This window comes from Gemmatimonadaceae bacterium (assembly GCA_016720905.1).
Classification (GTDB): domain Bacteria; phylum Gemmatimonadota; class Gemmatimonadetes; order Gemmatimonadales; family Gemmatimonadaceae; genus Gemmatimonas.
In genome coordinates this window covers 57,118-76,551 of the sequence record JADKJT010000005.1, presented here as the reverse complement: position 1 = coordinate 76,551, position 19,434 = coordinate 57,118, and the positions used below count along the sequence as shown (strand labels likewise).

Below are 19,434 nucleotides of genomic sequence, written 5' to 3'. Positions count from 1 at the left end.
CGCGTGAGCTGCTGACCCCCGTCACGTCGAAGGAGCTGTTCAATGATCGTCCCGTCTGGAATCGGGATGGGCGTCAGTTGGTGACGGAGGTCGACGGTGCCGAGGGGCGCGACCTGGCGATCGTGAGTACCGATGGCATGACCCCGTCCCGGCGCCTCAAGATCCCGTATAACACTCAGCGGACCGTGGCCTGGTTGCCCGACGGGCGCGTGGCACCACGACGGGGTTTCCTGGCGGGGACGGACTGGGCCTGTGGTCTCCGGATGGGTCGGTGCGTCGCTCACCGGCGGTGGACTCCACCGGCGTCACGTTTCAAGCGTTCTCTCCGGACTTCCGCTGGATCGCCTATGTGAAGGCCCGTCAGGTGTTCGTGCGCCCCTTTCCGGGGCCCGGGAGCCCGGTGGCGGTGTCCGGGCTTGGGGGAACGGAGCCGGCCTGGTCGCCGACTGGCCGGCAGCTGTACTTCGTGGTTCCGCGGGATACATCGGGTTCATCGTCACGCACGCTGATGGTCGCGGAACTCAGCGGCGAGGCGCCGATGCGAGTGGCGCGTCCTCAAGTGGTCTTGGCCGATTTTCCGGCAGTATCGTCGACGCCCCTTCGCCCCTGGGATGTGATGCCCGACGGGTCGCTGGTGATGATCGTCCCCGCGGACACCAGTGCGATGGCCGACTTCAACCGGGCGGCGATCCGCGAGATTCACGTGATGCAGCGCGCGCTGCGCGGGGTGCGGTTCGGCGACACGCCGTCTCCGATTCGCCCGAAATGAGCACGGCACAAACCGAGCGCCTCACTGCCGCCCTCGCCGACCGGTACCGCGTCGACCGTGAGTTGGGCCAGGGCGGCATGGCCACCGTCTACCTCCGCCCAAGCCATGAGTACACTGTGCAAACGGCGGTGATGCTGCATTGCAAACCACCGTTCTCTTTGCGCGTAGAACGCCGTATACGTTGTTGTCCCCCTTGTGTTTATGATCATAAGCGCTTACGATATGTCATGGCCCGTCCCATGACAACCGCCGAGGCCGGCCGCTTGGGCGGCATGCGAAGTAGGCGTCAGCTGAGCGCCTCGAGCGCGCGCTCCATGGTGTGTATACGGGAAGCGCGCAAATTGTACCGTCGGCATTGCGTCACCTGCTTCTGGTGGGCGCGGCCGGATCTGACCATTCGCCTCACCGACGTGCCGTGGGTTGCGGATGGCCTGCGCAAACATGGTGGGCGCGAGGGGTGGCGTGCCGCCGCACGACTCGACCAGTTGCGCGCGCCGCATGTTGACTGAGCGCCTCGCTTCGGAACCATGCCGCTGACCACACTGCAGGCCGCCATCCTGGCGTTACTGGCGCCGCAGCGCTCGGAGCAGTCGTACTTCGCTGGGGGTGCCGCGCTGCACATGGGCCCGGGCGGCGAACGCTACAGCAACGACCTCGACTTCTTTCATGCCGCAACCGACGCCGCGAATCAGAGCTTCGTGGCCGATGCCACGACGCTGCGAGCGGCAGGGTACACCGTGGAAGCGATCGCCGAGCATCGTGGGTTTGTCAGCGCCATCGTGCGTCGTGCGGGCGAGTCCACAATGCTCGAGTGGGCGCATGAATCCGCGTGGCGGTTCTTGCCACTGGTCGAGGTGGAGGGCGGCGGACTGGTGCTCCATCCCATCGACTTGGCGATCAACAAGCTCGTCGCGCTCGCCAACCGTCGTGAACCGCGCGATCTCGTGGATGCGATCTTCGCCGATACGCACATCCTGCCCTTTCCGGCATTGGTGTGGGCCGTCGTCGAGAAAAACCCAGGGCTGAATCCGGCGATGTACCTCGAGCAGTTCCGGCGACGCACGCTCACGCCGGAAGACGCCGCGTATCTCCGCTTCACCGGCGCCTATCGCGTGGAAGACGCGGCCCGGCACTTTCGCCGCATGGTCGCCGAGACGGATGCGTTTATCGCGGCCAACACGAGCCGAGAACCGGGTGCGCTGCTGCAGGATCGTCGCACCGGGGCGTTCTTCGCACCGCAATCGGACAACGACTGGGCGCACACGCGCGAGCATCGCGGGGCACTGGGCGGTGTTGTTGCCCAACCTGCAGACATGCCCTTCGGCTAGCTGGGCCGCAGCTTCGGGCATAGCTTTGCTCCACGTTCTCGTTGGCGCGCGTGCATCGCGGCGCCGCCCCACTGCCATCGCCTGTGACGACACCCGCCGACCGCCTCGCCGCCGCCCTCGCCGGCCGCTACCGTCTCGAGCGCGAACTTGGGCAGGGCGGCATGGCCACAGTCTATCTCGCCTTCGACGAAAAGCACGATCGCAAGGTCGCGATCAAAGTCTTGAAGCCCGAACTCGCCGCCGTGCTCGGCGCCGAGCGCTTTGTGGTGGAGATCAAGACCACCGCCGCCATGAGTCATCCGCATATTCTGCCGTTGTTGGATTCCGGCGAAGCGGATGGCTTTTTGTACTACGTGATGCCCTACATCGAAGGCGAAACGATTCGCGAGAAGCTTACGCGCGAAACGCAGTTCGGTATCGAGGAAGCGGTGCGCATCACGCGCGAGATCGCCGATGCGCTCGACTACGCCCACCGGCGCGGCATCATTCACCGCGACGTCAAGCCGGAGAACATTCTCCTGCACGATGGACGCGCGATGGTGATGGACTTCGGCATCGCGCTCGCGGTGAGCGCGGCGGCGGGGGGGCGGATGACCGAGACAGGCCTGAGCCTCGGCACGCCGCACTACATGAGCCCCGAGCAGGCCACGGCGGAGAAGGAGATCACGCCACGCAGTGACGTGTACTCACTGGCCAGTGTGCTCTACGAGATGCTCGCCGGACAACCGCCGCACTTGGGCGGTTCGGCGCAGGCGATCATCATGAAGATCATCGCCGAGCCGGCGCAGCTCGTGACGCAGCTGCGCAAGTCGGTGCCGACGAACGTGGCCGCGGCGCTGGACATGGCGCTGCAGAAGGTGCCGGCCGATCGGTTTGAAAGCGCCGCGAAGTTTGCGGAGGCGCTGGCGAATCCCGCGTTCACGACGCGCGGGACGGCGCAGCTTACCAGCACATCGGGACACACGCGCGGCATTGTCACGCCATGGTTCGTCGCCATGACTGCCGTTGCGCTCGTGACCAGCGCGCTCGCCGTGTGGGGGTGGCGACGCTCCGGCCCAGCAGGCACCGCGCTGCAGTCGGTGCAGTTCGCCATCGACCTGCCGGACAGCGTGACCGTCGAGGACGTGGCCGTGTCACCCGACGGCCAACAGGTGGTTATCGGGGCGAGGGCGAACGGACGACGCACGCTGCTGTCGCGCCGCATCGACGACGTGGAGGTGCGGGAGCTCCCGGGCACGAGCGGCGGTGCGCGCCCCTTCTTTTCACCCGACGGCGAATGGATCGCGTTCTTCGCTCCCGAGGGCAAGGAACTGCGGAAGATCCCGAGCACCGGCGGCGCCTCGCAGAAGATCGCGAGCCTCGGCGCACGCAGCGCGCAGAGCTCCGGCACGTGGAGCCCCAACGGGACCATCGTCGTCAGCCTGGGGGCGGCTGGCGGTGGTGGGCTCTCTCGCGTCGATGCAAACGGGGGGCTGCTGCAACGGCTCACCACCGTCGACACGGCGCGGGGCGACCGTGCGCACTTTCTGCCGACCTTCCTCGATGGTGAGACCATCGCGTACCGCATCGGCACGAAAATCGCCGGGGCTTATGACTTCGCCACCACGACATTGGACGGCAAGGCGACTCGTCGGCAATTGCCGGGCCTTACGTTGGCGCCGTGGTCGCGCGACACAGTGGTGGTGTTCAACGAGGAGCACGGCTTGTCCTTCACCACGGTGGCCCAAGACGACACATCGGTTGGAACACTGGGCCCATCGCTCGCCGACGACGTGCTCAACAATCAGGGAACTTTCCCAATCTGGGCGCTTTCAGCGACTCGCACACTGGTCTATCTGCGAGGACGCACCGATCGCCAGCTGGTCGCCGTGACTCGTTCGGGAGAAGCCCAACCACTGATGCCGGCGGTTCGCCCGTTCCGACGCCCGAAACCATCACCGGATGGGCAACGCATTGTCGTCGAATTGCTGGGGGCAACGGCACTCGACACCGAGCTCTGGATGTTTGATCGCCGCGCGAGCACGCTGCAGCGACTGACCTTCGGCGGCGGGAAGGACGCCGTGTGGACCGCCGATGGCGCACGCGTCGTGTACTCAAGGACTGACAGCCTGGGCGATCTCGACCTCTATTGGCAACTGGCCGACGGCAGCGGTTCCGCCGAGCGTCTGCTGGCGCGACCCGGTCCACAGAACGCTCTCGCGGCCACGCCCGATGGCAGCGGGATCATCTTTGACGACAGACCCCAGGGTGGCACCACCGATATTCTACTGCTGCCGCTGGCTGGCGATCGCACACCACGCCCCATTCTCGCCACCGAATTCACCGAACGGCTGCCAGCCATGTCCCCCGATGGCCAATGGATGACGTATACGTCAAACGAGTCGGGGCGCGTCGAGGTGTATGTGCGCCCATTTCCTGGCCCGGGCGCCAAAGTGCAGATCTCGGTGGCCGGTGGGGAGCAGCCCACGTGGAGTCCCTCGGGGCGCGAGATTTTCTACCGCGACGACACCAAGATGCTGGCCGCTGCCGTGCAGCTCGCACCGACGTTTGCCGTGACCGCGCGCACGCCGCTCTTCACGGATTCGTTCCTGCGATCCGGCACACTCGACTACGACGTGCTGCCGGCTGGCGGGTTCGTGATGCTGCAGCCGAGTGCCGCGAGTCAGCTGATGGTGATCACGAACTGGCAGTCTTCGACAACGAAGCCACGCGCGAAATAGCCGCATCAACCTCAGGAGGTTTTTCGCAATGCTCGCCCGCTTGCTCGCTGCTGCATCGTTGATGGGGACGCTACTCCAGGCGCAGACCCCGCCTGTCGCCGCGACGGCGCCGGCACAACCCGCCGAGCCACCGCTGCAATGGCATGACGTTTCGCAGTGGGGAGTCGAGGGGCGCGCCTGGCCGGATCTCGAACGCAAGCGGTGGTATGATCGCTTCCCCTCCCAAGCGGAAGCCACGGTGACGCCCGCGGTGTGGGGCTTAAGTCGTCACAGCGCCGGTATGCTGGTCCGTTTCAAGACGAATGCCGATGCCATCTGGGCGAACTACACGTTGTTCAGCGACCGGCTTGCCATGCCCAACATGACGGCGATCGGGGCGAGCGGCCTCGATCTCTACGCCCGTGATGATGCCGGAAAATGGCGTTGGGTTGGCGTGACCCGTCCGGCAGCGAAGGTGGTGCGCCAAAGCATCATCGCGCGACTGGCGCCCGGAACGCGCGAGTATGCGATCTATCTGCCGCTGTACAATGGCATCGATAGTCTGTCCATCGGTGTCCCGGTCGGGGCGTCGTTCGAGCGGCTTGCGCCGCGTACCGAGAAGCCGATCGTGTTCTACGGCACCTCCATCACCCACGGCGCCAGCGCCTCTCGCCCCGGCATGACGCACGTGGCCATCCTCGGGCGTCGCTTCGATCGACCGGTCGTGAATCTCGGGTTCTCCGGCAACGGCCGCATGGACGCCGCGGTCGGCGATCTGCTGGTCAAGATCGACGCGGCGGTGTACGTGATCGACTGCTTGCCGAACATGGACGCCGCCGCCGTGACGCTCAAATGCGTGCCGTTGGTCAAGCAGATCCGCGCGGCGCGACCCACCACACCGATCGTGCTGGTGGAGGATCGGCGGCAGACCAACTCGTGGATGCTGCCAGCGCTCACCCAGTTCCACACCGACAATCACGCCGCGTTGCGTGCGTGCCGGGATGCGCTCACGAAAGATGGCATCAAGGGTCTCTACTATCTCGACGGCGACGACCTGCTCGGCGACGATGCCGAGGCCGCGACCGATGGCTCGCATCCGAGCGACCTCGGGATGGTGCGGCAAGCCGACCGATTCGAGCCCGTGCTGCGGATGGCGCTGGCGGGGAATACCACCGCGCCATCACCTGACCCACGCGCCGCCGTGATCGCGGTTGCGGACTCGGCGCTCGGCGCCATCACGCGCGGTGATGTCGTGGCGCTCACCGACTTGATGGTACCGGAAGGCGTGATGTTTCCGACGTCCACGCGCGACGGCGTTACTGCGTACCGCGTGCGCACGCGCGAGGCGCAGCGCAACGCCACAATGAACGGCGTGGTCGAGCGCGGTTTCACACCCACCGCGATGGTGAACGGTGGCGTCGCGATGGTGTGGTACCCCTACGACCTGTACGTCAACGGCGCCTGGTCGCACTGCGGTGTGGATGTGTTCACGCTGGTCAAGAGCAGTGGCGCGTGGCGCATCGCCTCAATGGCGTGGAGCGCCGAGCAGCCACCCACGTGCGAGAAGCATCCGTCGGGGCCGCCGGCAAAACGGTGAACGAAGGCCGCCGCCGGGCCCTCTTCTCACCGCAGGTGAGCCCGACGCCATTATCGTTGCATGAAACGCACACGTGCTCCGAGGAGGAAAGCGGCGATGATTCCGGCGCCGATGGTGATGACGGCAGACGAGCTCCTCATGCTGCGCATGCCGGACAAACGCATGGAACTCGTTCGAGGCCGACTCGTGGTTCGAGAGCCCGCCGGGTTTTGGCACGGCGACATTGCCGCTCGCGTATTGGTGGCCATCAGCAACTACCTGACCGCCGACCGTGGCACCCAAACGTCGGGCGCGGCCCGCGGACGGGTGGTCGCCGCCGAAACAGGATTCACGCTGCAGCGGAATCCCGACACGGTGCGAGCCCCCGACGTCGCGTACATCTGCACCGAACGCATCCCATCGGCAGCACATGTCGGATTCGCCGACGTCGCTCCTGATCTCGCCGTGGAAGTCCTCTCGCCGTCAGATCGCCCGGGCGAGGTGCTGTCGAAGGTCGCCGACTGGCTCACCGCCGGCACATTGCTCGTGTGGACCATCGATCCCGAGCGTCGCCGAGCGCGCGTGTATCGTGCCGACGGCTCGGATGTGGTGTTGAGTGCGGATGACTATCTCGACGGCGAGGACGTGCTGCCGGGTTTTCGCGCGTCCGTTTCGGAACTCGTCGACCGGCCGTAACAACATCCGCATGCGCTGTTTGCCAGGTACACCGCGCGTAGCAATTGGCGTCAACGACGCCGCTTCGGCAATTCCATCATCCACACGTCGGGCAGGCTCGTGGTGACGTTACACACCACACGCGTGCCGTCGTCGCTCACCGTCACGCTCCCTTCATAACACTGCACGGGCAGCGTGGCGTACAACGTGAGTACACCGCCAACACGCGTGCGCCAGATCTCGGTGCGTCCGTTGAAGCGTGTGAAATACACTGAGCCGTCGGTCGCGATGTTCGTCGCGCGACGCGTGATGGTATCGAGTAGGGTGATCGCCGACCACGCCTGCGTTGTCGTGTTGTACACGGCAAACGCACTGCGCCGATCCTGGGCCGTTCCGAGTTGGAGTACCAGGTTCCCGTCCGGCGAGACGGCGCCGTCATCAAGCTGACCGAGCCCCGGAGGATCGGGAATCGTGCGCGGGTTGTTCAGCAACGAATCGCGTTGAATAAGCGCCGCCGCGCGCTCGCGACTTAACATCCACGAGTTTGCGGCGACGCCAATCACGGCCTCCCCGGGCGGCGTGACGTAGCGTCGCGCGCGCCCCGTGGCCAGATCAAAGGAGATGAGCGTTCCATCGGCGCCGCTCCGTAGCACCTGCTGCGCACTCGGCCAGAACACCGTGGTAGCCGCGACCGTGTCGCTGGATGCCGCGATCTCCGCGCCATCCTGCAAGTCCATCATGTAGGCGTTTGAGCCGAGCGCGTCTTGTCGCGTGTACACAACCCGTTGTCCGTCAGGCGAAAACTTCGGGTTGCCCAGAAACGCGTTGAGCGATCGTGTCAGCAGTCGGGAACGGGGAGATTCGGGCAACGACATGAAATGCAGTTCGTCGGTGATGACACGAGTGACCCACATCAACTTCCCCGTGGCATTGTCAACGGAGATGGTGCGGACCTCGGGCAGATTCGCCAGAAGCACTATGGGATCGCCGACAAAGTGCCCACTCTCGGGATTGACGCGTCGCAGCATGAGATCGCCGGGGCGCCAATCGGGTTGCCGTTGATAGACAATCGCAGAATCACCGACCCACGCGTAAGTGTACCGGGTGCTGGCCATACTGTCGACCGCCGCGCCCGCTCGCGATACAATGTACTGCTGCGTCCCACTGGTGGACGCGGCCGCCCACCAGCGGCCAGACGGCGAAAGCAGCGCCCCCCCGCTTCGCGTCGGAAGTCGCGTTGTATCGGTGATCTCGCCTGATTGCGCATCAAGCACGAAAACCTGTAGGAGCGCGTTGGGTGCGTTTGCGTAACCATCAGCCAGCGGCACAACGTAGACATGGCCCGCGTCGACGAATCCCGCACCGCGCATGCGTCCTGACGCGAGTTGTCGCGCCCCGCCACTCTTGGTGGGGAAGAGCCAGACGCCCCGCGCCTTGTCGACTGGTTGGCCGGCAATCAGCAGTGCGTCGCCGGCCGGACTCCACCGCAATTCCGTTACGTCCTGCACGCGCGCGATCACTTGATCGGGTCCGGTTGGCAGCGGGCGCACCACCAACGTGCCGCCGCAATCCGTTTCGTCAGAAAAACTCCCCACAATCAGCGCGAACTGTTGTCCGCCAGGCGCGATCGCCGCGCACCCGACCTGTCCGGCGTGCGTCAGCCGTACAGGGCGTGGCGCGGCACTCTGCGTCGACGAGTTGGCGCGACCGTGCGCGAACCAGCCCGCCGACGCACCGGCCACCAGCGTGAACAAGCCAAGGGTCATCAACCCTGTGCGCGTTCTACGCGCGGCCGCAACTGGACGTGCGCTGGTTGCGGCGCCGATCGACTCCTGTACCAGCGCCGTCGCGAACTCCGCCGCCGTGCCAAAGCGGTCGGCCGGCAACTTCTCCAGGCCACGCAACACCGCTGCCTCAAGCGCCGGCGTCACAGCCTTGCGCGTAAGCGACGGACGTTCGGCGTTGGCGTTCATCACTTTCGCCACGACGGCCTGCACACTCGAGCCCGTGAACGGCGGGTCGCCCGTGAGCATTTCGTACGTCACCGCTGCCAGCGAGTAGATGTCGCTGCGCGCATCGATCGCGCGTTCGCCCATCGCCTGTTCGGGCGACATGTACTGCGGCGTGCCCAGCGAGAGCCCCGTTTGCGTCATGCGCTGACCGCCGGCCTGCTGCACCGCCAGCGCAATACCGAAGTCCGCCACGATGGCCTGTCCATCGTGCAGGAGAATGTTCTCCGGCTTGATGTCGCGATGAATCACATTCTGCCGGTGCGCGTAATCGAGTGCGCTTGCCACTTCACGCGCAATGCGCACGGCATAGGCAATCGGCAACTGTCTCTCACGCTCCAGTCGCGCCCGCAACGTCTCTCCCGTCACCAACGGCATCACGTAGTACAGCAGCCCCGACGTCTCCGGTCTTCCGTCTCCCGTCTCCCGTCTCCCCGCCCCCGTATCCCCCGAATCCAGCAACGGCAGTATGTGCGGTGCTGCAGCCGCGCCGTGGTGCGGATCTCGCTCAAAAACCGTTCGCCGCCAAGCGCCGCACCCAAATCGGGATGCAGCACCTTGATCGCAACATCGCGCTGGTGCTTGAGGTCGAGCGCGAGATACACCGTCGCCATGCCGCCCGCGCCGAGCTCTCGCTCGATGCGATAGCGGTCAGCGAGCGCGGCGCCGAGGCGCTCGATCGTCAGGTCCGCGCTCACGATGGAATCCGCTGCAGAATCGCCTGGCGGATTCTCACGTCAAGCGTCAGTGATCACTTGGGCGTCACCCGAAACAACCCGCCCGTTGGCGTATTCTCGATCACCCACACCGCGCCATCCGGAGCGATCGCCACATCCCGAATCTGGTGGCCCACCGCCCAGCGTTCGGCCGGCGCGGCGCCGCCTTTTCCATCGAACGTGATGCGATTGAGCGTCTGCGTGGCCAGCCCACCTATGAGCGCCGAGCCGTTCCACTGCGGAAACATCGCGCCCTTGTAGAAGGTGAGGCTTCCAGGGGCGATGACCGGCGTCCAGTAGATCAGCGGCTTCGTGAGATCGGGGCGCGTATCGGGGCTGGGGATCTCTACCCCGTTGTAGTTCACGGCGTACGCTACCAGCGGCCACCCGTAGTTCTTGCCGGGCTCGATCAGGTTGAGTTCATCGCCACCGCGCGGTCCGTGTTCCAACTCCCACAGGCGACCATCGGGCGCGAAGGCCAGGCCATACGGCGTCCGGAAACCGGTCGCCCATGTTTCGGATGGCGTGAGGTTGGGCCCGGGGAATGTGTAGCTGAACAACACAGCGGCAGTCTTGGCCAACTCTGTGTCGCGCGGCGGATTGATAATGCCAAGCGTGGCCTCGCCGGTCTTGCCCGCCTGCGGATTGCCTGGCGCCGGTTTGCCGTCAAGCGTGAGGCGCAGAATTTTGCCCAATGGCGAGTTCGGATCTTGCGCCGGCGTCATACGCTGACGATCGCCAACCGTGAGGAACAAGAACTTCTTGTCTGGGGAGAAGGCGACCGCTGCGCCGAACTGGCCGCCACGGCCACGCGCACCGTCGCGCCAAATCACCTGCAGTCCATCAAGACTGGCCGAGTCTTTGGTGATGGTCAGCTTGGCGCGGGCGAGTGCCAAACTCGATCCGCTGTCGCCCGGCTCGGAGTACGTGAGGTAGACGTTGCGATCGGTGGCGTAGTTGGGCGACGTGTAGACACCCAGCATGCCACCTTGGCCCTGCGCCCGCACCGCTGGCACGTTCGCCACCGGCGTCTTGACACCTTGCTGCGTCACCAGCCACAGCGGGCCCACCTTTTCCGTGACCAGCATGCGGCCATCGGGGAGAAACGCGATGCGCCACGGCAGATTGAACGTGGCTACCTGCGTCATGGTGAATGGCAGGGTCGCTTCGGGTGCCTGTGCGCCCGCATTCACCTGCGCATGGGCGGCGGTGGAAGCGAACGTCAGAAGCAGTGCAGTACGCGCGAACACCTTCATTGGGGCTCTCTCCTCAAGGGTTGTTGACAGCGATACTGAACGATATGGCGCGAGCGCCGTCACGCCAGCCCGCGCCCAGGTCGGGGTACGGCAACCTGATGGCAGGGTCTTCCCGAACCGAAAGCTGGTGAAGGCGCGTCATGTGTGGCCCGGGTACTTTTCAGTGAGTTTCCGCACGGTGGTAAGGTTGCGCATTGTCACATCGAGTTTCAGCGCCTTCTCCACCTGCGGCCACTTCACCAGCGAATCGGTAGTCCGGCCGCGACTCAGCCAGTACATCTCGCACGCACCAACGCCGAACGCATCCACGCTGGTGGCAAGACCCGTGAGGTGCGTGGCCAGCGCGGCGTTGGGCGCGCGACGGAGGAATCCGACGTGCACCGTGTGGCCGGGCGCGGCGACCTCCGTGGCCGGAAACGGTACCTGCCTTACGACGGATGCCAGTTCGTCCGGCGTGCGCAAAAACGTCGCGACCGCATAACCAAGCGCTCCACGCAATTGCGATTCAATGCGCGCTTCCAGCACGTCAGTGGCGGCACTCGCCGAGGTATCAAAGATGACGTTGCCGCTGGCGATGAACGTTTCCACGTTGGCGAACTTGAGCGCCACGAACAGGTCGCGGAGCTCGCTCATGCTCACCCGATGACCGCCCACGTTCATGCCCCGCAGAAACGCGAGATACCGCGTGCGTTTGCCGCGCGTCACGACGAACGCTCGGCCACGCGATGCGCGGCTTCGGCCAACGACTGCAGCGCCGCGCGGAGTTCCGCGGTGGCCAGTGGCTGCGCCAGGATATCCGCCGCGCTGGATGGACGACCGCGCAGCGGCAGCGAGGTGGCCACCACCACCTCCGCCATCATGACCGTGAGTGTTTCGCGCAGCTGCTCGGTGACAAACGCGGAATACGCCGACGCGTTCACCAACGCCACCGGCATGCTCATGAACTCGCCGCTGCCCACCACCCAGTCGAGCGCGTTTTTCAGCACGCCCGGTACACCGTGCGCGTATTCGGGACTGGAGATCAGCACGGCCGAACTGGCACGCAGCGCGTCGCGCCACGCCGCCACCGCCGGTGGCGTGGACTCGCGCTCCAAGTCGGGATTGAACGGTGGCAACGCGCTTAGCAACCCGAACACCGTCACCGCTGCCGTGTCACCCGCCGCCAGGACGGCGGCGTCCACAATCGCACCGTTTGACGAGCCGAGCCGGAGACTCCCCGATACGGCCAGAATTCTCATCACCACAACCTAGCGAGACGGTGTGGCAAGCCACTCCCAGATAATGCGCGAACAATCGGCCATCAATCGCTGCGCCACTTTTTCGTCGGGGATGTTGCGCGTGAGGATCGCGATGGCATACGGCGCACGGTTCTGGGGATACACCAAACCCGCGTCGTGCCAGGTGGCCGTAATCGATCCCGTCTTGTGCGCCATGCGCGTGCGCGGCGGCAACCCCGCCGGGATTTCGTCGTTGAACGCCTGCGCCTCGAGAATGGCCAGCATGTCACGCGTGCTGGCCGCGTTGGCCACCTTGCCTTGGTGCAGCGCGACAAACAAGGCCACCAGGTCGTTGGCGGTGGTCGTATTGTTGAGCCCTGCGCGAAAGGCCAGGTTGTCCTCAACGCCGCGCAACACTTGCATGCGCGTCGCGCCGAACGTGCGCGTGAGGGCGGTGATGCGCGTGGCATCCAGCCGGCCAATCAGCGCGTTCGTGGCCAGGTTGCTGGAGTGGGTGATCATGCGCGTGGCCAGGTCGCGCAACGGCACGTCTGTTCCCACCAGCGCGTACACCGTGCTGTCGCTGTCGTCGCCGGGATTGAGCGCGTAGTCCGACTTGTCCACGATGGACTGGAAGCGATTCTCCAGTCGCATCGTTTCGTTGGGCCGCAGCCGACCGCTTTCGAATTCCTGGTACAGCGCGAACAGCACCGGGACCTTCATGGTGCTGGCTGCGTGGAACACGGTATCAGCGTTAATGGCCAGGCGTCGCCCGCTGGCCAGGTCGCGCACCGCGATGCCCACCTGCGCACCGGACACCTCGGCGATTCGCGCCACCAGCCGTGCGCGCATCAGGGCATCCGGTGACTGGGCATCGAGAATGGCGGACGTGAGCGACAACGAGGCGAATACCATGGCGCAGCGCAGGCGGTACGAGTTCGGCATCGACATCTCGAAGACAGAGGATGCGTGCAGTTTGCACCGCTGGTCCGCTGCGCGAAAGTGCCCGTGTGCTACACGCTGTCGCGCTGCTCGTAGGGCACGTGCTCCCCGTGCTCCAGATGGCGACGCAGGATACGCAGGTATGACGCCCAACAGTAACTCGACCCGCGAAAGTGTTCGTTCTCCAGTGGCCACCCGCGATGAAAGAACTCCACCAGCGTGCCGCCTCGAATGTCCTTCAACGTGAACCCGACACGGGTCCCGGTCCAGTCGGCGTCCGCGTCACGCATGGTCCACTCAAAGGCCCGGGGCGCCTCGCAGCGTGTCACCTCGCCCGTCCACTGACACGACGGCCCGAATCCAAAACGGTACTGCGCTCCCAATACTGGCAGGCCTTCGGAGTCCAGTGTCCACCAGCCGTCGAGACCGGCCGGCGCGGTCATGGCGTCGAACACCGTGGGTGCATCGCGCAGAATCGGGAACGACAGGAGGATATCCGGCATCTCTTGCTCGGGTCAGAGAGCGTCACCACCACAGCGCACGCGCTTCATCGGGAAATTGACGCCCCGTACCTGCCCTCCGCGAGTGCCCTCGATGCGTGCCACCACCGAGTCACGACCGACGCGGCGATAGCTGATCTGCTGGGGGAAGTCGTGGGCCGGATTGTTGAACACCAACAGCGTGTCGTGCACAATGGTCGCCGGAAAGACCGTTTCGGCCTGTCCCGATGGATGGGCCACGTATGCGAATGAATCGCATCGGGTTCCTCGCGAAGTAGGGTGTCGCGAAGCCTAGTCTTTCTTCCATCCAATCGGCAGAGAGAAGGACGATGGATCGTTGACGTCGCTCTCTACACACGCGAACTTGGGCGTGGCGCGTTGCCAATCGGTCCGCCCCTGACATTCACCACCGTCTTTCGACATGAACCGTTTCCGCGTGGTCACCCTGCTCGCCCTGTGCGTCGCCTGCGCACCGCGCCCCGATACCGTCGCTCCGGCGCGCGACTATCTGTATCTGTGGACCGCGTCGGCCGACACCACGCAGCCCGACTTCCTGGCGGTCGTCGATGTCACCGAAGACACCGGGCGCTACGGTCGTCTCGTCACCACGCTCCCGGTGCCGGGACGGCAGAATTTCCCGCACCACACCGAGCACGAGCTGCCCGCCGACCGTCAGCTCTTCGCGAACGGTTTCGGCTCCGGGCGCACCTTTGTCTTCGACCTGTCCGCGCCCGACGCACCGCGCATCGCGGCGGAATTCGGCGATGTGGACGGGTACATGCACCCGCACTCGTTCCTGCGCCTGCCGGGTGGCAACGTGCTCGCAACGTTTCAGATGACGCACACAGGCGACCACCTGCGCGCCGGCGGACTGGTGGAATTCACGCCGGCCGGCGTGCGCGTGCGATCCGCGTCGGCCGATACACCCGGCGCCGATTCGGGGCTGCGCGTGTACAGTGCCGGCATCGTGCCTTCGATCGATCGCATTGTCACCACGTCGACCGACATGGACAAGGATTTCTTCGAGCCGTCGCGCACCGTGCAGCTGTGGCGATTGTCCGATCGCGCGTTGCTCAAGAACATCACCCTTCCCGGGCCCAATGGTGTGCTCAGCGCCGAGCCAAGGCTGATGGCCGACGGACGCACGGTGTTGGTGTCGACCTTCAGCTGTGGGCTCTTCCTGTTGGAGGGATTGGAAGGCGATGCGCCAGCTGCGGTGCAGGTTGGCGCGTTCCCGCGCAAGGACGGCACGAGCTGCGCGATTCCCGCCATCGTGGGCCATTACTATCTCGTCACCGTTCCTGCATGGAGCGCGGTGGTGAGTCTCGACCTCTCCAATCCGCGGGCGCCCAAGGAAGTGAGCCGTGTCGCGTTCGACTCCACCGATGTACCCCATTGGATTTCCGTTTCGCCGGATCGGCGACGCGTGGTGGTGACCGGATACGCGTCCATGCAGCACACGGTGCAGATGCTGCGCTTCGCCTCCACCACCGGACAGTTGTCGCGTGATACACGGTTTCGCGACGAAGGGGCCACGGTGCCGGGATTCCGCATGGACAACAAGACGTGGCCGCACGGGGGATCCACCAAGGGGGTCCCGCACGGGGCCGTGTTCAGCCGGCCGTGACGCCGAGGGGCCGGACGCCGATCGATTGTGGCGCCTGGCGCGAAGACCCGCACAGTCTTTCGCGCGTGGCCGCGGAATGCGGGTACTTCGATCAACCGCACCGTATTCGCGATTCCAGAGGCGCCTCATCGCTTACATCCTCTCCCGCCAGATGCCCGTTGCGCGATCTAGTCGTCCGTGTCCGACGCCGGACCGTGCAGCGACATCCAGATCACCTCAGCCGCATTCATGGCCCGCGTCATCTCCGCGCGCGTGGCGGTCACTCGGCACACCAGCGCGCACTGCTCCCGGTGTGACGGGCGCGCAAGATACGCCTGATCCAACGACTCCCCGTCGATGCGGAGATCCCGCATAGCCAGGCAGGGACATCCAAGCAGTTCCAGCTTGAGGAACTGCGCCTGCGGATGCTCGGCGGCGAGGTCGTCGCCGATAGACTGAAGCACCGCGTACACGTTTTCGGGCGACGTGCGCTGACTGAGATTGATCTGCACACCGCCGGCGACATCGAAGATCAGCGTTCGTCGGCCATCGTCGATGACATGCCACCCGAACGGCACCCGGAACGTCGATTCCAGAGCCGCAGCCGCGACGACCGCGAACTTCTCGTGATTCACTACCTCAAGCACGCGCGGCACGAGGCCAGCGCCACTGTCCCGGAGTCGCGCATTGATCACATGTTCAGGGTCGAGCGTTGCGGCATCATCAGCCAGCGCGACATCGGCGGCGTGCGCGGGCCGACTGTCGGCGGCGTCAGGAGCGTCTGGGGGCGACCCCGACATCGCCAACGCTTCCGATATCGCTGTCAGATCAATAGCCGATTCCGATGTCATCGCACGAAGGATCGGTGCGGTCATGCCGTGCACCTCATCCAGTGCGAACGCGCCAAGCAGCCGATCGAAATCCGATCTGACGCTTGCCCGATTGTCGAAGTCAATCTCCTCGTCTGGGACGGGGAGCCGCGTCCATCCATCGGGGATCAGGCACGTGCACGCCAGCATGGCCCGACCGTCGGGCACCAGATGCTGCGGCGAGAACGTCGTCGTCACTCGTCTGGTGCCCTATTGTGATTGCCGTGCTAACGCACGCACCGCACGGAACGGAGCTCACTGAACACCGTTCCAATGTCGGCGCTCACGCCGGTCGCGAAGCCGATGGCATACGCGTTGTTGGGGAAGTTTGCCAACACCGACGACGACCAGAATCGCGTGGCGGGTCGCGAGGCAAAGAGTGGTGAGATGGTCGGACTCGTTTGCGTCGGGTCGATGATGCTGGTGAGTTCCTTGCCGCTGGGCAAACGCCAATCGGTGCGGCCGTCCAGGCTCAACGCTTCGCAGTAGGTAAGGGCATCCTGCCACGACAAATCCGTAGGTGCGGTGCCGCTCTGCCATACGAGATTTGTGCGACTGTCGGTGACACTGCCACCGGCAACGGTGAGGACGCCGCTGAACGGTGTGCCGCGAACGCAGCGCACAATGTGCCCGGACGGGTCGGACTTGGTGACGTAGTTGGTGACCGCGTAGTTGGTGTTCATGCCGTACGCTTGCGCCGGATTTCCGGCTCGGTCGGTCGTGGTCCAGAAATATGAGTTGGGCGGAATACCGGGAAACGCCGACGACGTGAATGCGGGGCCGGTGCTGCCGAAATCGGCAATACTGAGCAACTCGAGCAGGGACGGCACACGCCAGTCGGTGGCGCCGTCGAGGACGAGATCATCGCAATACGTGATGGCGGCCGCCTGGGTGAAATTGGCGATCGACGGGCTGCGCTCCCATACCAGTCCGGTGATCGGATCCTGAACTCGACCACCGACGACCACGTAGTTGGGCACATTGATCGCATAGAATCCGTCCTGACCAACCACGCCGGCCGGACAGGTGACACTGGCCAGGAGGTCGGTGCAGAACCGCGTACCCGAATCCGGCCACCCGGGCGCAACCACGCTGAACGTGGCGGTGACGCTGCTGGCCGAGTTCATGGTGACTACGCAGGATCCCGTTCCACTGCACCCGCTGCCGGACCACCCGGTGAATGCGGACCCATCCGTCGCCGCCGCGGTGAGCGTGACGACGGTCCCGAACGCGTACGGTTCCGTGCAGTCCGCCGGGCAACTGATGCCGGCCGGCGCGCTCGTCACGCTGCCCGCGCCAACCAGCGACACCGTCATGGTGTTCGTCTGCAGCGTGAAGGTGGAGGTGATGGTCGTGGCGGCCGTCATCGTGACCACACAGGTCCCGGTGCCCGTGCAACCGCCACCCGACCACCCCGTGAAGTTCGAACCGACGCCCGAGGCCGCGGTGAGCGTGACGACGGTGCCGGACGTGTAGGGTTCGGTGCAATCACTGCCGCAGTTGATGCCCGCCGGCGAGGACGTCACCGTGCCACTGCCGGTACCCGTTCGATTCACCGTCATCGTGAAGCTCACGAGCGTGAAAGTGGCCGTGACGGTTGCGGCCGCATTCATCGTGACCACACATGTCCCCGTTCCGGTGCAACCACCGCCCGACCAACCCGCAAAGGTGGACGAACCGGCCGAGGCTGCGGTGAGCGTGACCACGGTGCCGGCGGTGTAGGCTTCGTTGCAGTCGGTGCCGCAGGTGATGCCGGCTGGCGTGGACGTCACCGTGCCGCTGCCCGTGCCCGCCAAAGCCACCGTCAACGTATTCGTCACCAGGGTGAACGTCGCCGTGACATTCGTAAGCTGATTCATGGTGACCACGCACGTTCCCGTGCCCGTGCAGCCGCCGCCCGACCAGCCCGTAAATGACGACGTACCGGCCGGCGCGGCGGTGAGCGTGACCACCGTGCCGGCGTTGTAGCCCTCGGTGCAATCGGTGCCGCAGGTGACGCCTGCTGGCGCCGAGGTGACAGAACCGGTGCCGGTGCCCGCCAGCGCCACCGTGAGCGCGTATACCGAAAGGTCAAAGCGCGCGGCCGCAGACACCGCCGTGGTGCCCGCCGGCACGGTGCAACTGGCTGTCGTCCCCGTGCAGGCGCCCGACCAGCTTACGAACTGAGAATTCGCGGCCGGTGTGGCGGACAGTGAGACCGCCACCGACGTGCTCAACGATGCGCTGCACGTCGCGCCGCACGACACACCGGCCGGCGACGACGTGATCGTTCCGCTGCCGCTGCCATTGGTGGTGACCGTCACCGTGCGAGTGGTCGGCACGGGGTCGCTCGTGCCGCCACCGGAGCAGCCGGACAGCAGGACCACGGCAATGGCAATACGGCGCGCGGAACGAGCGTTCATAACTCCTCGTGGTAGCGACATTTGTTCGGGGCAGGCAGGCCGCGTCGCGCAACACCGTCGACGGCGGAGGGGGGAATCATACAAGACTAGCGGAACCGCCAATACGCCGGCAAGCCGAGCCGTTACGTCGGCGGCTCAATGCGTCAGCGCGTAGATCACGTAGTTCGTGGCGAACTTGTAGGCGTCATTCGACATGTTCACCGGATAGTAGCCGCCACCCGACCACTCCATATAGTCGCCAATGTCATTGTTGTAGTTGATGATCACCTGCAGACGCTTCGTGGGATCGTTGTCCTCGAAGATCCCGACATACACGGCCTTCGCCGAGGCGTTGTCGGGGTGCGTCATCCCGTCCAGGGTCTTGAGATGAAAGAACGAATTGAAGATGGGGTGCGAAATGTCGAGCGGGATCATGCGTGCCTGCGGCATCACCAGGCGCATGGATCGTTCGAAGTTCTCCCACTGGCGCAGGTAGAAGTCATCGACAATCAGGAATCCGCCTTTGGCGATCCAATCGCGCAACCCCGCCGCCTCGCGTTCGTCGGGTAGCCAGTAGCCAGGCTCCGACAAATACGCGATGGGATAGTGCGACAGCAGCGGATCGTCCATGCGATGAATGTTGCTTTCGCGCACGTGCGGATGGAGCGTGCTGAGATCGTTCGCGATGGTCATGAAGTTGCGCTCCATCGCGGGATAGTCGAACTCCCAGCCGCTGCGGTTGTACACGGTGTACCGCAGCCGCACGAACGTGAACCGCCCGTCATAAGGCGCGTTGGGCTCGATATACACACGACGCTGGGACCCGGCGATTGCCGCCGTGACCGCGAGCGCTGCGGCACTCGCCACACCCAACAGCCAGCGTCGCGTCAT

18 protein-coding genes are annotated in these 19,434 nt (G+C 65.1%); 7 read left to right on the top strand and 11 right to left on the bottom strand.

The annotated features are described in order from the left end of the window. Positions 1-271: 271 nt before the first annotated feature. The 6 genes from IPP90_06450 (at position 272) to IPP90_06425 (ending at position 7,068) form a co-directional block, all read left to right on the top strand. Positions 272-769, top strand: coding sequence for a PD40 domain-containing protein (locus tag IPP90_06450; GenBank protein ID MBL0170364.1), 498 nt, complete (start codon positions 272-274; stop codon positions 767-769). A 227-nt stretch (positions 770-996) separates the two neighbouring features. Beyond that, the gene (locus tag IPP90_06445) at positions 997-1,278 is read left to right on the top strand and encodes a hypothetical protein (protein ID MBL0170363.1); all 282 of its coding nucleotides are present in this window, start codon (positions 997-999) and stop codon (positions 1,276-1,278) included. Positions 1,279-1,296: 18 nt separating this feature from the next. Next, complete coding sequence (locus IPP90_06440) at positions 1,297-2,097, top strand: hypothetical protein (protein MBL0170362.1); 801 nt, start codon at positions 1,297-1,299, stop codon at positions 2,095-2,097. An 83-nt stretch (positions 2,098-2,180) separates the two neighbouring features. Continuing rightward, a complete protein-coding gene (locus IPP90_06435) occupies positions 2,181-4,817 on the top strand; it encodes a serine/threonine-protein kinase (GenBank protein ID MBL0170361.1) in 2,637 nt (878 codons plus the stop codon). A 28-nt stretch (positions 4,818-4,845) separates the two neighbouring features. Further along, positions 4,846-6,393 (top strand): SGNH/GDSL hydrolase family protein, encoded by a 1,548-nt coding sequence (locus tag IPP90_06430; GenBank protein MBL0170360.1) that lies wholly within the window; start codon positions 4,846-4,848, stop codon positions 6,391-6,393. Positions 6,394-6,453: 60 nt separating this feature from the next. Further along, on the top strand, positions 6,454-7,068 hold the full coding sequence (locus tag IPP90_06425; protein MBL0170359.1) for a Uma2 family endonuclease: 615 nt from the start codon (positions 6,454-6,456) through the stop codon (positions 7,066-7,068). Positions 7,069-7,118: 50 nt separating this feature from the next. Here the strand turns inward: IPP90_06425 and IPP90_06420 are convergent, their stop codons facing one another. From IPP90_06420 to IPP90_06385, 8 genes are all read right to left on the bottom strand, one after another. After that, positions 7,119-9,518: a protein kinase gene (locus IPP90_06420; GenBank protein ID MBL0170358.1), complete on the bottom strand. Its 2,400-nt coding sequence runs from the start codon at positions 9,516-9,518 to the stop codon at positions 7,119-7,121. Next, positions 9,434-9,754, bottom strand: a complete 321-nt coding sequence (locus IPP90_06415; GenBank protein MBL0170357.1) for a hypothetical protein — start codon at positions 9,752-9,754, stop codon at positions 9,434-9,436. The genes IPP90_06420 and IPP90_06415 overlap by 85 nt, the downstream gene beginning before the upstream one ends. A 53-nt stretch (positions 9,755-9,807) precedes the next feature. Further along, positions 9,808-11,028 (bottom strand): PQQ-dependent sugar dehydrogenase, encoded by a 1,221-nt coding sequence (locus tag IPP90_06410; GenBank protein MBL0170356.1) that lies wholly within the window; start codon positions 11,026-11,028, stop codon positions 9,808-9,810. 138 nt (positions 11,029-11,166) lie between these two features. Beyond that, positions 11,167-11,733 (bottom strand): DUF1697 domain-containing protein, encoded by a 567-nt coding sequence (locus IPP90_06405; protein MBL0170355.1) that lies wholly within the window; start codon positions 11,731-11,733, stop codon positions 11,167-11,169. Then, a complete protein-coding gene (locus IPP90_06400; protein ID MBL0170354.1) occupies positions 11,730-12,266 on the bottom strand; it encodes an NAD(P)H-dependent oxidoreductase in 537 nt (178 codons plus the stop codon). The genes IPP90_06405 and IPP90_06400 overlap by 4 nt, the downstream gene beginning before the upstream one ends. A 9-nt stretch (positions 12,267-12,275) precedes the next feature. Beyond that, positions 12,276-13,049: a serine hydrolase gene (locus IPP90_06395; GenBank protein ID MBL0170353.1), complete on the bottom strand. Its 774-nt coding sequence runs from the start codon at positions 13,047-13,049 to the stop codon at positions 12,276-12,278. Positions 13,050-13,258: 209 nt separating this feature from the next. Further along, positions 13,259-13,690 carry an SRPBCC domain-containing protein gene (locus tag IPP90_06390; GenBank protein ID MBL0170352.1) on the bottom strand — a complete coding sequence of 144 codons (432 nt, stop codon included), beginning with the start codon at positions 13,688-13,690 and terminating at the stop codon, positions 13,259-13,261. 12 nt (positions 13,691-13,702) lie between these two features. Continuing rightward, a complete protein-coding gene (locus tag IPP90_06385; protein ID MBL0170351.1) occupies positions 13,703-13,927 on the bottom strand; it encodes a hypothetical protein in 225 nt (74 codons plus the stop codon). Between the two features lie 181 nt (positions 13,928-14,108). Here IPP90_06385 and IPP90_06380 point away from each other — a divergent pair, with 181 nt between their 5' ends. Continuing rightward, positions 14,109-15,314 (top strand): hypothetical protein, encoded by a 1,206-nt coding sequence (locus IPP90_06380; GenBank protein MBL0170350.1) that lies wholly within the window; start codon positions 14,109-14,111, stop codon positions 15,312-15,314. A gap of 167 nt (positions 15,315-15,481) precedes the next feature. Here IPP90_06380 and IPP90_06375 read toward each other — a convergent pair whose 3' ends face one another. From IPP90_06375 to IPP90_06365, 3 genes are all read right to left on the bottom strand, one after another. Beyond that, positions 15,482-16,360 carry a hypothetical protein gene (locus tag IPP90_06375; GenBank protein MBL0170349.1) on the bottom strand — a complete coding sequence of 293 codons (879 nt, stop codon included), beginning with the start codon at positions 16,358-16,360 and terminating at the stop codon, positions 15,482-15,484. Between the two features lie 29 nt (positions 16,361-16,389). Beyond that, positions 16,390-18,564, bottom strand: a complete 2,175-nt coding sequence (locus IPP90_06370) for a DUF1566 domain-containing protein (protein MBL0170348.1) — start codon at positions 18,562-18,564, stop codon at positions 16,390-16,392. A gap of 135 nt (positions 18,565-18,699) precedes the next feature. Then, positions 18,700-19,434 carry a DUF4159 domain-containing protein gene (locus tag IPP90_06365; GenBank protein ID MBL0170347.1) on the bottom strand — a complete coding sequence of 245 codons (735 nt, stop codon included), beginning with the start codon at positions 19,432-19,434 and terminating at the stop codon, positions 18,700-18,702.